This is a genomic window from Marinobacter pelagius, from assembly GCF_003315345.1.
Taxonomy (GTDB): Bacteria; Pseudomonadota; Gammaproteobacteria; order Pseudomonadales; family Oleiphilaceae; genus Marinobacter; species Marinobacter pelagius_A.
This window is the reverse complement of record NZ_QNRO01000037.1, coordinates 1-15561: the sequence shown is the minus strand read 5'-3', so window position 1 is coordinate 15561 and position 15561 is coordinate 1. Positions and strand designations below refer to the sequence as shown.

The window sequence follows — 15561 nt, the reverse complement described above, 5'->3', positions numbered from 1 at the left end:
TCGCTCCGATCGCCATGGAAGATGGCCTGCGCTTCGCGATCCGCGAAGGCGGCCGTACCGTTGGTGCCGGCGTGGTCTCCAAGATCATCGAGTAACCTTCGGTTGCTCGATTGTAGTTGCACTGAGTTGTTTCGGTGCAGGCCAGTAGCTCAATTGGCAGAGCAGCGGTCTCCAAAACCGCAGGTTGGGGGTTCGATTCCCTCCTGGCCTGCCATTTTTTAACATCCGGATACATAAGCTGATTCCTATGGAGTCAAAAGCCGTTCAGTCAACCAGCCGTTTCGATCCTCTGAAATGGCTGGTTGTTTTTGTTCTGATTGCCGTCGGTGTTGTCGGTAACCAGTATTTCAGTGCCGAATCTCTTCTGTATCGGGTGCTGGCTCTCGTAGGTCTCGGTATTGTGGCGGCCTTCGTTGCCTTGCAGACCGATCGCGGTCGCCGTTTTGCGACGCTGCTTAAAGAGGCTCGGGTCGAAATCCGGAAGGTTGTGTGGCCCACCAGGCCGGAACTTGTCCAGACCACGCTGATTGTTGTGGTTTTTGTGCTGGTTGTTGCGCTGATTTTGTGGGGTATGGACTCGCTGATCAGTTGGCTGGTCGCCGGATTTATTGGTTAAACAGGAGTGGGCAATGGCTAAGCGCTGGTACGTGGTTCATGCGTATTCTGGCTTTGAAAAGCACGTAATGCGCACTCTGAAAGAGCGTGTTGCGCTCGAAGGCATGGAAGACAAATTTGGCGAGATCCTGGTTCCGACCGAGGAAGTCGTCGAAATGCGCGATGGCAAAAAGCGTAAGAGCGAGCGGAAATTCTATCCGGGATACGTACTCGTCCAGATGGAAATGGACGATGCAACATGGCATCTTGTCAAGAATACCCCGCGGGTCCTGGGTTTCATTGGTGGCACCAAGGATAAGCCTGCGCCGATTACAGAGCGTGAGGCAGAGGCCATTCTTCGTCGCGTTGAAAGCGGCGCCGATAAGCCCAAGCCCAAAACCCTGTTTGAACCGGGTGAGATTGTACGCGTCGTTGAGGGGCCGTTCGCGGACTTCAATGGTGTGGTTGAAGAAGTCGACTACGATAAGAGTCGAGTCAAAGTGGCTGTTCTGATCTTCGGTCGTTCCACTCCGGTCGAGCTGGAGTTCGGGCAGGTCGAAAAAGACTAATCAGCTGCTGTCAAGCTGAAAGCTCGCGCGCTATGGCGACGCGGGCTTTTTGTGTCTGATAAGGGGAGCCGAAAGGCGTCTGAACCCACAGGAGATTTAACATGGCAAAGAAGATCGAAGCCTACATCAAGCTTCAGGTTGCTGCCGGCCAGGCCAACCCGAGTCCCCCCGTTGGTCCTGCACTGGGTCAGCGTGGTGTAAACATCATGGAATTCTGCAAGGCGTTCAATGCCCAGACTCAGGGTATGGAGCCGGGTCTGCCGATTCCGACTGTTATTACTGTTTACAGTGACCGCAGCTTTACCTTCATTACCAAGACTCCGCCTGCTCCGGTTCTGCTGAAAAAAGCAGCTGGCATCAAGAGCGGTTCCGGTCGTCCGAACACCGACAAGGTCGGCACCGTGACCCGTGAGCAGCTCGAGGAAATTGCCAAAACCAAGGAGCCGGATCTGACTGCGGCCGATATGGATGCAGCGGTTCGTACCATTGCCGGAACAGCCCGCAGTATGGGCCTGAACGTGGAGGGCCTCTAAGATGGCAAAGCTGAGCAAGCGTCAGAAGCTGATTCGTGAAAAAGTCGACTCCACCCGCGCCTACTCTGTTGACGAGGCCGTCGCGCTGCTGGCCGAGCTGGGCCAGAACGTGAAGTTCAAGGAGTCTGTCGACGTAGCCGTTAACCTGGGCGTTGATGCACGTAAATCCGACCAGGTTGTCCGCAGCAGCACTGTTCTGCCCCACGGCACTGGCAAGAGCGTTCGCGTTGCCGTGTTCACCCAGGGTGCGAATGCCGAGAAGGCCAGTGCTGCCGGTGCCGACATTGTCGGTATGGAAGATCTGGCTGAAGAAGTCAAGAAAGGCAACATGGATTTCGACGTGGTTATCGCCACTCCGGATGCCATGCGTGTTGTTGGTCAGCTGGGCCAGATCCTTGGTCCTCGTGGCCTGATGCCGAACCCGAAGGTTGGTACCGTGACTCCGGATGTTGAAACCGCGGTCAAGAACGCCAAGGCCGGTCAGGTACGTTACCGTACCGACAAGAACGGCATCATCCATGCCCCGCTGGGTAATGTTGAATTCTCTGCCCAGAACATCAAGGAAAACCTTGAAGCTCTGGTGGCAGATCTGAAAAAGGCCAAGCCCGCGTCGTCGAAGGGTGTGTATCTGAAGAAGATCACCATTTCGTCCACCATGGGTCCTGGCCTGACTATCGATCAGAGCGGTCTCGCTATTTGATCCTTTGATCGATGGTTACTTTGTAGTCTGGGCGGAAGCCAAGGCTGTCAAAGACCGCAGGCCCCCGAGGCGTTTCCGGTTCGCCGGAGACGCCACAAGGGTTAAAGCAACGCCTGCGCAGACGGTGTGAAGACGTTCTCTCTGAACCCAAACACCGTTAAGGCGCCCGCAAGGGCAATGATGGGTTTGCCGGCAAGAGCTGGCGAAATCGAGGAGAAAACCAGTGGCAATTAGACTCGAAGACAAGAAAGCGATCGTCGCTGAAGTCAACGAGACTGCTGGTACTGCTCTGTCTGTGGTTATGGCTGACTATCGCGGTGTCACCTCCGGTGACATGACCGCGCTTCGTGCCAAGGCTCGTGCCGAGAATGTGCGTCTGAAGGTTGTTCGTAACAACCTGGCCAAGATCGCCATTCGTGGTACCGAGTTCGAGTGCATTGACGAAGCTCTGGTTGGTCCGACCATTCTGGCCTTCTCAATGGAAGATCCGGGCGCGGCAGCGCGTCTACTGAAGGATTTTGCCAAAGAGAAAGAGGCGTTCGAAATCAAGGGTCTGGCTGTCGGCGGTGAGCTGATGGGCGCGGATCAGATTGATCGCCTTGCCAAGCTGCCGACGCTGCATGAAGCGTTGACCAAGCTGGCCATTGTTACACAGGCACCAGTTACCAAGCTCGCACGCAGCCTGAACGATATTCCGGGACGGATCACGCGTGTTGTAGCTGCAGTCCGCGACCAGAAGCGCGAAGCTGCTTGATTCTGTTGAACACCATTTTTACATTTTTGGGAGAAAGTCATGGCTCTGTCTAAAGACGATATTTTGAATGCAATTGCTGAAATGAGCGTAATGGAAGTTGTTGAGCTCGTTGAAGCTATGGAAGAGAAGTTCGGCGTTTCTGCTGAAGCTGCTGTTGCTGCCGCTCCGGCCGCTGCAGGTGGCGAGGCGGCTGCCGCCGAAGAGAAGACCGAATTTGACGTTGTTCTGACCGGCGCCGGTGAGAAGAAAGTAAACGTCATCAAGGCTGTTCGTGAACTGACCGGCCTGGGTCTGAAAGAAGCTAAGGAAATGGTCGACAGCGCTCCTTCCGTTGTTAAGGAAGCGGCTGGCAAAGACGACGCTGAAGAAGCCAAGAAGAAGCTTGAGGAAGCAGGCGCTTCTGTTGAGCTCAAGTAAGAGTCGGCTGTTGATCGACACCGTGCATTAAGCATGGATAGGCTGGTGGCTTTGGGCCACCGGCCTTTTTCTGTTGTATATGCTATAGAGTCTGGTGTGCACTAAAAGGTTGATGTCAGATCTATAACCTACAGCCAGAGTCTTGTTCAAGACGGCGCGATAAGCCGAGCAATTCGGCCCCGAAGCAGAACAATGGTTGCTTCTTGATACCAGGTATCAGGTCTAAAGCTGGGGAATGCAGATGACTTACTCCTACACTGAGAAAAAGCGGATTCGCAAAGATTTTAGTAAATTGCCTTCCGTGATGGACGTCCCCTATTTGCTGTCTATTCAGCTGGATTCGTTCCGGGACTTCCTGCAAATGGAAGCCGCTCCTGAAGATCGCCGGGAAACCGGTCTTCACGCAGCATTCAAATCCGTATTCCCGATTGTCAGTTACTCTGGCAATGCCGCGCTCGAGTACGTGAGCTATCGTATCGGCGAGCCGGTATTTGACGTCAAGGAATGCCAGCTTAGGGGCGTAACCTATGCAGCGCCGCTGCGCGTGAAAGTCCGCCTTATCATTTACGATAAGGAATCGTCCAACAAGGCGATCAAGGACATCAAAGAGCAGGAAGTCTACATGGGCGAAATGCCCCTGATGACCGAGAACGGTACCTTCGTTATCAACGGTACCGAGCGCGTTATTGTTTCCCAGCTCCACCGTTCCCCGGGTGTGTTCTTCGATCACGACAAGGGCAAGACCCACTCGTCCGGCAAGCTGTTGTACTCGGCCCGGGTGATTCCTTACCGCGGGTCCTGGCTGGACTTCGAGTTCGATCCGAAAGACAGCGTGTTTGTTCGTATCGACCGTCGCCGGAAACTTCCTGCGTCTATCCTGCTGCGTGGCCTGGGGTATACCTCCGAGCAAATGCTGGAAATGTTCTTCGATACCAGTAAGTTCTCCCTGGGCGAAGAAACCTGCAAGCTGGAGCTGGTGCCCAGCCGTCTGCGTGGCGACATTGCGACTTTCGACATCAAGGACAATGACGGTAACGTGATTGTCGAGGAAGGTCGCCGGATTACCGCTCGCCACATCAAGCAGCTGGAAAAAGCCGGTATCAGCGAACTGGAAGTGCCGACCGAATACCTTTACGGCCGTGTCCTGGCCAAGGACATGATCGACCAGTCCACCGGTGAGGTTCTGGTGGAGTGTAACACCGAGCTGACCGAGGAAGTGGTTACCAAGATCCTCGACGCCGGTGTGAAGGAAATCGAAACCCTGTACACCAACGACCTGGATTGCGGTCCGTTCATGTCCGATACCCTGCGTATCGACCCGACCCGGACCCCGCTGGAAGCGTTGGTGGAAATCTATCGCATGATGCGCCCGGGCGAGCCGCCCACCAAGGAGTCTGCGGAGAACCTGTTCAACAACCTGTTCTTCTCCGACGAGCGTTATGACCTCTCCGCGGTTGGCCGGATGAAACTGAACCGTCGTCTGGGTCGTGAAGAGAGCACCGGCGAGGGTACTCTGACCCACGAGGACATCATCGACGTTCTCAAGACCCTGATTGCCATCCGTAATGGTGAGGGTCAGGTCGATGATATCGATAACCTGGGCAACCGCCGTGTTCGCTGCGTGGGTGAAATGGCCGAGAACCAGTTCCGGGTTGGCCTGGTCCGGGTTGAGCGGGCAGTACGTGAGCGCCTGAGCCTGGCTGAAAGTGAAGGCCTGATGCCGCAGGATCTGATCAATGCCAAGCCGGTAGCAGCTGCGGTGAAGGAGTTCTTCGGCTCCAGCCAGCTGTCCCAGTTCATGGATCAGAACAACCCGCTGTCCGAGGTGACTCACAAGCGTCGTATCTCGGCGTTGGGCCCGGGTGGTCTGACCCGTGAGCGTGCAGGCTTTGAGGTTCGGGATGTGCACCCGACCCATTATGGCCGCGTGTGCCCGATCGAGACGCCGGAAGGTCCGAACATCGGTCTGATCAACTCACTCGCAACCTACGCCCGCTCCAACTCCTACGGCTTCCTCGAGAGCCCGTACCGGAAGGTGGTTGAAGGCGTGGTGACCGATGAGGTGGTTTACCTCTCCGCGATCGAGGAGAGCAACTACGTTATCGCCCAGGCCAGCGCGGCAACCGACGAAAGCAAGCGACTGACTGACGAACTGGTTACCGTACGTCACCTGAATGAATTTACCGTGGCTCCGCCGGAAGCGGTCAACTTCATGGACGTGTCTCCGCGCCAGGTCGTGTCGGTGGCAGCGTCGCTGATTCCGTTCCTGGAGCACGACGATGCCAACCGGGCCCTGATGGGCGCGAACATGCAGCGTCAGGCGGTCCCGACCCTGAAGTCCCAGGTGCCTCTGGTAGGTACCGGTGTTGAGCGTACCGTGGCTCAGGACTCCGGTGTGTGTGTCACGGCCCGTCGTGGTGGGGTCATCGAGAGCGTCGATGCAGCCCGTATCGTGGTTCGTGTTAACGACCAGGAAACCGAGGCCGGTGATGCTGGTGTGGATATCTACAACCTCACCAAGTACACCCGTTCGAACCAGAACACCTGTATCAACCAGCGTTCCATTGTGCGCCAGGGTGACGTGATTGCCCGCGGTGACGTGCTGGCAGACGGTCCGTCCGTGGATCTGGGTGAACTGGCCCTGGGTCAGAACATGCGCATCGCGTTCATGCCCTGGAACGGTTACAACTTCGAGGACTCCATCCTCATCTCCGAGAAAGTGGTGCAGGAAGACCGCCTGACCACCATCCACATCCAGGAACTGACCTGTGTGGCTCGGGACACCAAGCTGGGTAGTGAGGAAATCACCGCAGATATCCCGAACGTGGGTGAAAGCGCGCTGTCCAAGCTGGATGAGTCCGGGATTGTCTATATCGGTGCTGAAGTAGGGCCCGGCGATATCCTGGTTGGCAAGGTGACACCGAAGGGTGAAACCCAGCTGACCCCGGAGGAGAAGCTGCTGCGTGCCATCTTCGGTGAGAAGGCGTCCGATGTTAAGGACACCTCCTCCCGTGTGCCGACCGGCACCCGCGGTACCGTTATCGACGTCCAGGTTTTCACCCGTGACGGAATCGAGAAAGACCAGCGTGCCCTGTCCATCGAGAAAGAGCAGCTGGACAAGTACCGCAAGGATCTGAAAGACGAATACCGCATTGTTGAAGGTGCGACCTTCGAGCGTCTGATGAATGCTCTGAAAGGGCAGGAAGTGATCAGCGGCCCGAGCCTGAAGAAAGGCGCGACCCTGGAAGAATCCTACTTGGCCGAGCTGCCGCGGTCGGACTGGTTCAAGCTCCGGATGAAAGACGAGAGCCTGAACGAACTGCTCGAGAAGTCCGAGCAGGGCCTTGAGGACCGCAAGAAGGAGCACGAGGCCCGTTTCGAGGACAAGAAGTCCAAGCTGCAGCAGGGCGACGATCTGGCACCGGGCGTTCTGAAGATCGTCAAGGTTTACCTTGCGATCAAGCGTCGTATCCAGCCGGGTGACAAGATGGCCGGTCGTCACGGGAACAAAGGTGTTATCTCTGCGGTCATGCCCATTGAGGACATGCCGTATGACGAGCACGGCACCACGGTTGACATAGTTCTGAACCCGCTGGGTGTACCTTCGCGGATGAACGTTGGTCAGGTTCTCGAGACGCATCTGGGTGCCGCAGCCAAGGGCCTGGGTGAGAAGATCAGCCGGATGCTGGACGAGCAGCGCAAGATCGCTGAGCTGCGCCAGTTGCTGGACGAGATCTACAATCACTCGGATGAAGTGTTCAAGGTGGATCTGGATTCCCTCAGCGACAAGGAGATCCTGGAGCTGTGCGGCAACCTGCGTAACGGTGTGCCGATGGCAACGCCGGTGTTCGACGGTGCCAAGGAAGCCGAGGTCAAGCGCATGCTGGAACTGGCGGACATGGATACCAGCGGGCAGGTTAACCTGTACGACGGCCGTACCGGCGAGATGTTTGATCGCCCGGTCACAGTCGGCTACATGTATATCCTGAAGCTGAACCACCTGATCGACGACAAGATGCACGCACGTTCCACCGGCTCCTACAGCCTGGTAACCCAGCAGCCGCTGGGTGGTAAGGCGCAGTTCGGTGGCCAGCGCTTCGGTGAGATGGAAGTGTGGGCCCTTGAGGCCTACGGTGCAGCCTATACGCTGCAGGAGATGCTCACCGTCAAGTCTGATGACGTAAACGGTCGGACCAAGATGTACAAGAACATTGTCGATGGTGACCATCGCATGGAGCCGGGCATGCCCGAATCCTTCAACGTTCTTGTCAAGGAGATCCGCTCGCTGGGTATCGACATCGAGCTGGAATCCGAGTGAGCCGAATTGTTTTTGGCAGCGTGAGCGGGCACCGCGGGTGCCCGCCCGAGATTAACGCCATCCGGAGCTTTTACTGATGAAAGATTTGCTGAATCTTCTCAAGAGCCAGAATCAGAGCAAGGAATTCGACGCCATCCGCATTGGCCTGGCGTCGCCTGACATGATTCGTTCATGGTCCTTTGGCGAAGTGAAAAAGCCTGAGACCATCAATTACCGTACCTTCAAGCCGGAGCGTGACGGTCTTTTCTGTGCCAAGATTTTCGGCCCGATCAAGGACTACGAGTGTCTGTGCGGCAAGTACAAGCGCCTCAAGCATCGCGGTGTGATCTGCGAGAAGTGCGGCGTTGAAGTTGCCCTGGCCAGCGTGCGTCGTGAGCGCATGGGTCACATCGAGCTGGCCAGCCCGGTTGCCCATATCTGGTTCCTGAAATCACTGCCGTCGCGCATCGGCCTGATGCTGGACATGACCCTGCGTGATATCGAGCGGGTTCTGTATTTCGAATCCTTTATCGTTATCGACCCGGGTATGACTACCCTGGAGAAGGGGCAGCTGCTGAACGATGAGCAGTACTACGAGGCCCTGGAAGAGTTCGGTGACGAGTTCGACGCCCGCATGGGTGCCGAAGCGGTCAAGCAGCTGCTGGAAGATATTGACCTGCAGGAAGAAGTGGATGCGCTGCGGGAAGAGATTCCCCAGACCAACTCCGAAACCAAGATCAAGAAGTTCAGCAAGCGCCTGAAGATCCTTGAGGCCTTCCTGTACTCCGGTAACAAGCCGGGCGACATGGTCATGACCGTGCTGCCGGTTCTGCCGCCTGATCTGCGTCCGCTGGTACCGCTGGACGGTGGGCGTTTTGCCACCTCCGACCTGAACGACCTGTACCGTCGGGTGATCAACCGGAACAACCGTCTCAAGCGCCTGCTGGAGCTGAATGCTCCGGACATCATCGTGCGTAACGAGAAGCGGATGCTCCAGGAAGCGGTTGATGCGCTGCTGGACAACGGCCGTCGTGGCCGTGCCATCACCGGCACCAACAAGCGCCCGCTGAAGTCCCTGGCCGACATGATCAAGGGCAAGCAGGGCCGTTTCCGTCAGAACCTGCTTGGTAAGCGTGTGGACTACTCCGGTCGTTCCGTGATCGTGGTCGGTCCTTACCTGCGCCTGCACCAGTGTGGTCTGCCCAAGAAGATGGCGCTGGAACTGTTCAAGCCGTTCATTTTCTCCAAGCTGGAGCACCGCGGCCTGGCGACCACCATCAAGGCCGCCAAGAAGATGGTCGAGCGCGAGGAAGGCGTGGTCTGGGATATCCTGGACGAAGTCATCCGTGAGCACCCGATCATGCTCAACCGTGCGCCGACCCTGCACCGTCTGGGTATCCAGGCGTTCGAGCCGGTGCTGATCGAAGGTAAGGCCATCCAGCTGCACCCGCTGGTGTGTGCGGCCTACAACGCCGACTTCGATGGTGACCAGATGGCGGTACACGTACCGCTGACCCTGGAAGCCCAGCTCGAAGCCCGTGCGTTGATGATGTCCACCAACAACGTGCTGTCCCCGGCCAACGGCGAGCCGATCATCGTGCCGTCCCAGGACGTGGTACTTGGCCTGTACTACATGACTCGGGAGCGTCATGCGGCGCTCGGCGAGGGCATGGTGTTTTCCGATGTCAAAGAAGCGCATCGTGCCTACGGTGCCGGCAAGGTTGATCTGCAGGCGAAGGTCAAGGTCCGCGTCAAGCAGGTTGCCATCGGTGAGGATGGCGAGCGCACCGAGAGTTACGACATCGTCGACACCACCGTCGGCCGTGCGCTGCTGTTCGATATCGTGCCGGATGGCCTGCCATTCGAGCTGGTTAACAAGCCGATGGTGAAGAAGGCGATCTCCGCACTGATCAACACCTGTTACCGCGATGCCGGTCTCAAGGACACCGTTATCTTTGCCGACCAGCTGATGTACATGGGTTACCACTATGCGACCCGTTCGGGTATTTCGATCGGTTTCAACGATTTCGAGATTCCGCCGGAGAAGTACGAGATGGTCGATGCCGCCTCTGAAGAGGTCAAGGACATCGAGAACCAGTACGCGTCCGGTCTGCTGACTCAGGGCGAGAAGTACAACAAGGTGATCGACATCTGGTCCCGTGCCAACGACAAGGTCTCCAAGGCCATGATGGAGCGCCTCGCCAAAGAGCAGGTAATCGGCCCTGAAGGCGAGCCTGTCAAAGGTGAGGACGGTGAGTACCTGATGCAGGAGTCGTTCAACTCCGTCTATATGATGGCCGATTCCGGTGCGCGGGGTTCCGCGGCCCAGATCCGTCAGTTGGCGGGTATGCGGGGTCTGATGGCCAAGCCGGATGGCTCCATCATCGAGACTCCGATCACCGCGAACTTCCGTGAAGGTCTGAACGTACTGCAGTACTTCATCTCGACCCACGGTGCGCGTAAGGGTCTGGCAGATACCGCCCTGAAGACGGCCAACTCCGGTTACCTGACCCGCCGTCTGGTGGATGTATCCCAGGATCTGGTGGTGACCGAGGAAGATTGTGGTACCGACGAAGGTCTGCTGATGACGCCGCACATTGAAGGCGGCGACGTCGTGGTTCCGCTGGGCGATCGTGTCCTTGGTCGTGTAACTGCGCGTGACGTATTCACGCCGACCGACAAGGAAAATGCGGTTGTTCCTGAAGGTACGCTGCTCGACGAGAAGACCATCGAGATGATCGAGCGCGCCGGTGTGGACGAGGTCTGGGTGCGTTCCGCGATCACCTGTGAGACTCGCTACGGTATCTGCTCGAAGTGTTACGGCCGTGACCTGGCCCGTGGCCATCAGGTCAACGTGGGTGAGGCTGTGGGCGTTATCGCGGCACAGTCCATCGGTGAGCCGGGTACCCAGCTGACCATGCGGACCTTCCACATTGGTGGTGCCGCAAGCCGGGCGTCTGCCGTGGACAACATTCAGGTCAAGCACGGCGGTACGGTCCGCCTGCACAACCTGAAGTCCATCGAGAGGACCGACGGTTCCCTGGTGGTGGTTTCCCGTTCCTCCGCACTGGCTATTGCCGACGACCAGGGTCGTGAGCGCGAATGGTACAAGCTGCCATACGGTGCCGTGCTGTCCGTGAAGAACGGCGATGCGGTTGAGGCCGGTGTCGTGGTGGCCAAGTGGGATCCGCATACCCACCCGATCATCGCCGAATCCGTGGGTGTGGCCAAGTTCGTCAACATGGAACAGGGCATTACTGTTCGGACCCAGACCGACGAGCTTACCGGCCTCTCCACCATGGAAGTGATCGATCCCAAGGATCGTCCTGCAGCTGGTAAAGATATCCGTCCGGCCATCCAGCTTCTGGATGAAGCTGGTAACGATGTCGAGCTGCCTGGTGGCGCGACCGCTATGTACTTCCTGCCAGCCAACGCACTGGTAACCATGGCCAATGGGGCCAAGGTGGAACTGGGTGACGTGGTTGCGCGGATTCCGCAGGAAAGCTCGAAGACCCGGGATATCACGGGTGGTCTGCCGCGGGTTGCCGACCTGTTCGAAGCCCGTCGTCCGAAGGAGTCCTCCATCCTGGCGGAAATCAGCGGTACCGTTTCCTTCGGCAAGGAAACCAAGGGCAAGAAGCGCCTGGTGATCACCCCGAGGGATGGCGATCCGTACGAGGTACTGATTCCCAAACATCGCCAGCTCAACGTGTTCGAAGGTGAAACCGTTGAGAAGGGCGAGGTGATCTCTGACGGTCCGTCCAACCCGCACGACATCCTGCGTCTGCTGGGTGTGGTCGAGCTGGCCAAGTACATCACCAACGAAATCCAGGACGTTTACCGTCTCCAGGGTGTTGTCATCAACGATAAACACATCGAGGTTATCGTTCGCCAGATGCTCCGTAAGGTGGAAATCACCGATCCGGGCGACACCACTCTGCTCTCCGGTGACCAGGTGGAAATCACCCAGGTGCTGGAAGAGAACGAGAAGGCAGATGCCGCAGACAAGGAGCCGGCCAAGTTCGAGCGCCTGCTGCTGGGTATCACCAAGGCCTCCCTGGCCACCGAGTCGTTCATTTCCGCGGCTTCGTTCCAGGAGACCACGCGGGTCCTCACCGAAGGTGCGGTTACCGGCAAGCGTGATTACCTGCGCGGCCTGAAGGAAAACGTGGTGGTTGGTCGGCTGATTCCGGCTGGTACCGGTCTGGCTTACCACAGTGAGCGCCGTCGTAAGCGCGAACTGGAAGAGCAGGGCGTGACTGCGGCGGATGTCGAAGAAGCTCTGAGCGCCGAACTCAACCGCGAAAGCTGAGTTTCGTCGTTGCCACCTCCGGGTAGATACCTACCCGTGAGGTGGTTAAAAAGAGATCAGTCATCTTGACTGACCCGGGGCGCGGGCTTACACTTGCGTCCCTTAAATTTTACCCCCTGCACAGGGGGTAAGTTTCATTGGTATGGTTTTTTGGAGTTTGCTTACATGGCAACGATTAATCAGTTGGTGCGTAAGCCTCGTAAGCGCAAGGTAGCCAAGAGCGACGTTCCCGCGCTCCAGGCCTGTCCTCAGCGCCGTGGTGTGTGCACTCGTGTGTACACCACAACGCCGAAGAAGCCGAACTCAGCACTGCGTAAAGTGTGCCGTGTTCGTCTGACCAACGGCTACGAGGTTTCCTCATACATTGGTGGTGAAGGTCACAACCTTCAGGAGCACAGTGTTGTGCTGATCCGTGGCGGTCGAGTAAAGGACCTTCCGGGTGTGCGCTATCACACTGTTCGCGGTACTTTGGATACCCAGGGTGTTCAGAACCGTAAGCAGGGCCGCTCCAAGTACGGTGCAAAACGACCCAAGTCCTGATGTCCCGCACGGGTGTCTTTTATCGTTGCTTGTCAGAACGGTAAGAGTAAGGCTGAGTAGCATTTTGCTATCTCAGGGGTTCCTGAAGACCTTTTAGATATATAAGGGCTTATCGATGCCTAGAAGAAGAGTTGCAGCTAAGCGGGAGATTATTCCCGATCCCAAATTCGGCAGTGCACGGCTTGCCAAGTTCATCAACCACGTGATGGAAAGCGGCAAGAAATCCGTTGCAGAGCGCATTGTTTATGGCGCGCTCGACATTGTTGCCGACAAATCCAAGGAAGAGCCGCTCGAAATGTTCGAGAAGGCCCTGGAAAACATCCAGCCGATGGTAGAAGTAAAGTCCCGTCGTGTGGGTGGTGCTACCTACCAGGTGCCCGTGGAAGTACGGCCTTCCCGTCAGAACGCGCTGGCCATGCGCTGGCTCGTAGAATTTTCCCGGAAGCGCGGTGAGAAATCCATGGCGCAGCGTCTGGCAGGCGAGATCCTTGACGCGGCAGACAGCAAAGGTGCCGCTGTGAAGAAGCGTGAAGACGTTCACCGCATGGCAGAAGCCAACAAGGCGTTCTCTCACTTCCGTTTCTAATCAGCCGAGGTTTATATCGTGGCACGCAAGACTCCGATCAAGCGATACAGAAACATTGGTATTTGTGCGCACGTTGATGCGGGCAAAACCACTACCACCGAGCGGGTCCTGTTCTACACAGGTATTTCCCACAAGATCGGTGAAGTTCATGATGGCGCCGCTACCATGGACTGGATGGAGCAGGAGCAGGAGCGTGGTATCACCATTACCTCTGCTGCGACCACTACTTTCTGGCAGGGCATGGACAAGCAGTACCCTGAGCACCGGATCAACATCATCGACACCCCGGGGCACGTTGACTTCACTATCGAGGTAGAGCGTTCCCTGCGTGTGCTCGACGGTGCTGTGGTCGTTTTCTGTGGTTCCTCCGGTGTTGAGCCTCAGTCCGAGACTGTATGGCGTCAGGCCAACAAGTATGAAGTTCCCCGCATGGTGTTCGTCAACAAGATGGACCGTGCCGGTGCCAACTTCCTGCGTGTTGTTGATCAGATCAAGAACCGTCTGGGCGCGAACTGCGTTCCCATTCAGCTGCCGATCGGCGCTGAGGACGAGTTTGCCGGCATTGTGGATCTGATCCGTAACAAGGCTATCTACTGGAACGAAGCTGACTCTGGTGCAACCTACGAGCAGAAAGATGTTCCTGCGGAAATGGAAGACGAAGTCGCCATGTACCGCGAGCAGATGGTTGAAGCCGCTGCAGAGGCCAATGAAGAGTTGATGGAGAAGTACCTCGAAGAGGGTGAGCTGTCCATTGACGAGATCAAGAAGGGGCTGCGTCTGCGTACCCTGGCCAACGAAATCGTTGTTGCCACCTGTGGTTCTGCGTTCAAGAACAAGGGTGTTCAGGCGGTTCTGGACTCTGTTATCGAGTTTCTGCCTGCGCCGGATGAGGTCAAGGCCATTCGTGGTGAAGTTGATGACGAAGGCACCGAAGAAACCCGTCCGGTTGATGACGACGCTCCGTTCGCGGCGCTGGCGTTCAAGATCGCCACTGACCCGTTCGTTGGTACCCTGACCTTCTTCCGGGTTTACTCCGGCAAGCTGGAATCCGGCAATGCCGTTTACAACTCCGTGAAGGGCAAGAAAGAGCGCGTCGGCCGTATGGTTCAGATGCACTCTAAAGAGCGTCAGGAGATCAAAGAGGTTCTGGCGGGTGATATTGCCGCAGCCATCGGCCTCAAGAGTGTGACCACTGGTGACACCCTGTGCGACGAGAACCACAAGATCATTCTCGAGCGCATGGAATTCCCGGAGCCGGTAATCTCCGTTGCGGTGGAGCCGAAGTCCAAGGCCGACCAAGAGAAGATGGGTGTTGCTCTGGGCAAGCTGGCCCAGGAAGATCCCTCTTTCCGTGTTCGCACCGACGAAGAATCCGGTCAGACCATCATCTCCGGTATGGGTGAGCTTCACCTGGACATCATCGTTGACCGTATGAAGCGTGAGTTCAAGGTGGAAGCGAACATTGGTAAGCCGCAGGTGGCCTACCGTGAGTGCATCCGCAAGCCGGTGGACGTCGAAGGCAAGTTTGTACGTCAGTCTGGTGGTCGCGGTCAGTACGGTCACGTCAAGGTGAAGCTGGAGCCGCTGCCTCTGGATGACGAGGATGGCGAAAACTTTATCTTCGTGAACGAGATCGTTGGTGGTGTGGTTCCGAAGGAATACATCCCTGCAGTTCAGCAGGGTATCGAGGAGCAGATGCAGAACGGCTGTCTGGCCGGCTATCCGCTGCTGGGTATCAAGGCTGTTCTGTACGATGGTTCCTACCATGACGTTGACTCCAACGAGATGGCCTTCAAGATCGCCGGTTCCATGGCGATGAAGAAAGGCGCCCTCGAAGCGAATCCTGCCCTTCTTGAGCCGGTCATGAAGGTAGAGGTGGTCACCCCTGAAGAATACATGGGTGACGTGGTTGGCGACCTGAACCGTCGTCGTGGCCTCGTGCAGGGCATGGAAGAAGGCCCGTCGGGCAAGATCATCCGTGCTGAAGTTCCGTTGTCGGAGATGTTCGGTTACGCCACCGACCTGCGTTCTGCAACACAGGGCCGGGCGTCTTATGCGATGGAGTTCTCCCGCTACATGGAAGCTCCTTCGAACATTGCCGAAGCGATCATTAAAAAGGGTTGATCCCAGGACTTAAGTAACAGGAAGAGGTGTAACCGTGTCTAAAGAAAAATTTGAGCGTAGTAAACCGCACGTAAACGTGGGTACTATTGGTCACGTTGACCATGGTAAGACCACTCTGACCGCTGCTCTGACTCG

At 56.9% G+C, this 15561-nt stretch carries 13 protein-coding genes and 1 tRNA gene; all 14 read left to right on the top strand.

The annotated features are described in order from the left end of the window. Nucleotides 1-95, top strand: a 95-nt coding sequence (locus tag DET50_RS19000; RefSeq protein WP_207545791.1) for an EF-Tu C-terminal domain-related protein, incomplete at its 5' end; no start/stop codon positions are given. Between the two features lie 43 nt (nucleotides 96-138). After that, nucleotides 139-214 (top strand) — tRNA-Trp (locus DET50_RS18995). A gap of 33 nt (nucleotides 215-247) precedes the next feature. Continuing rightward, complete coding sequence (gene secE, locus DET50_RS18990) at nucleotides 248-616, top strand: preprotein translocase subunit SecE (protein ID WP_113864270.1); 369 nt, start codon at nucleotides 248-250, stop codon at nucleotides 614-616. A 13-nt stretch (nucleotides 617-629) separates the two neighbouring features. Further along, nucleotides 630-1163: a transcription termination/antitermination protein NusG gene (gene nusG / locus DET50_RS18985; RefSeq protein WP_092006913.1), complete on the top strand. Its 534-nt coding sequence runs from the start codon at nucleotides 630-632 to the stop codon at nucleotides 1161-1163. Nucleotides 1164-1264: 101 nt separating this feature from the next. After that, entirely contained in the window at nucleotides 1265-1696 is a 432-nt protein-coding gene (rplK, locus tag DET50_RS18980) for a 50S ribosomal protein L11 (RefSeq protein ID WP_008940662.1), read from the top strand. 1 nt (nucleotide 1697) lies between these two features. Beyond that, entirely contained in the window at nucleotides 1698-2396 is a 699-nt protein-coding gene (rplA, locus tag DET50_RS18975) for a 50S ribosomal protein L1 (RefSeq protein ID WP_113864269.1), read from the top strand. A gap of 223 nt (nucleotides 2397-2619) precedes the next feature. Further along, nucleotides 2620-3150, top strand: coding sequence for a 50S ribosomal protein L10 (rplJ, locus tag DET50_RS18970; RefSeq protein ID WP_092006908.1), 531 nt, complete (start codon nucleotides 2620-2622; stop codon nucleotides 3148-3150). Nucleotides 3151-3189: 39 nt separating this feature from the next. Then, the gene (gene rplL / locus DET50_RS18965) at nucleotides 3190-3567 is read left to right on the top strand and encodes a 50S ribosomal protein L7/L12 (RefSeq protein WP_113864268.1); all 378 of its coding nucleotides are present in this window, start codon (nucleotides 3190-3192) and stop codon (nucleotides 3565-3567) included. 241 nt (nucleotides 3568-3808) lie between these two features. Beyond that, complete coding sequence (gene rpoB / locus DET50_RS18960; RefSeq protein WP_113864271.1) at nucleotides 3809-7885, top strand: DNA-directed RNA polymerase subunit beta; 4077 nt, start codon at nucleotides 3809-3811, stop codon at nucleotides 7883-7885. A 76-nt stretch (nucleotides 7886-7961) separates the two neighbouring features. Beyond that, entirely contained in the window at nucleotides 7962-12176 is a 4215-nt protein-coding gene (gene rpoC, locus DET50_RS18955) for a DNA-directed RNA polymerase subunit beta' (protein ID WP_113864267.1), read from the top strand. Nucleotides 12177-12341: 165 nt separating this feature from the next. Beyond that, complete coding sequence (gene rpsL, locus DET50_RS18950; RefSeq protein WP_008174844.1) at nucleotides 12342-12716, top strand: 30S ribosomal protein S12; 375 nt, start codon at nucleotides 12342-12344, stop codon at nucleotides 12714-12716. A gap of 115 nt (nucleotides 12717-12831) precedes the next feature. Beyond that, nucleotides 12832-13302 (top strand): 30S ribosomal protein S7, encoded by a 471-nt coding sequence (gene rpsG, locus DET50_RS18945; RefSeq protein ID WP_008940668.1) that lies wholly within the window; start codon nucleotides 12832-12834, stop codon nucleotides 13300-13302. Between the two features lie 18 nt (nucleotides 13303-13320). Then, nucleotides 13321-15426, top strand: a complete 2106-nt coding sequence (gene fusA, locus DET50_RS18940; protein ID WP_113864266.1) for an elongation factor G — start codon at nucleotides 13321-13323, stop codon at nucleotides 15424-15426. 34 nt (nucleotides 15427-15460) lie between these two features. After that, nucleotides 15461-15561, top strand: a 101-nt coding sequence (locus DET50_RS18935; protein ID WP_197409296.1) for a GTP-binding protein, incomplete at its 3' end; no start/stop codon positions are given.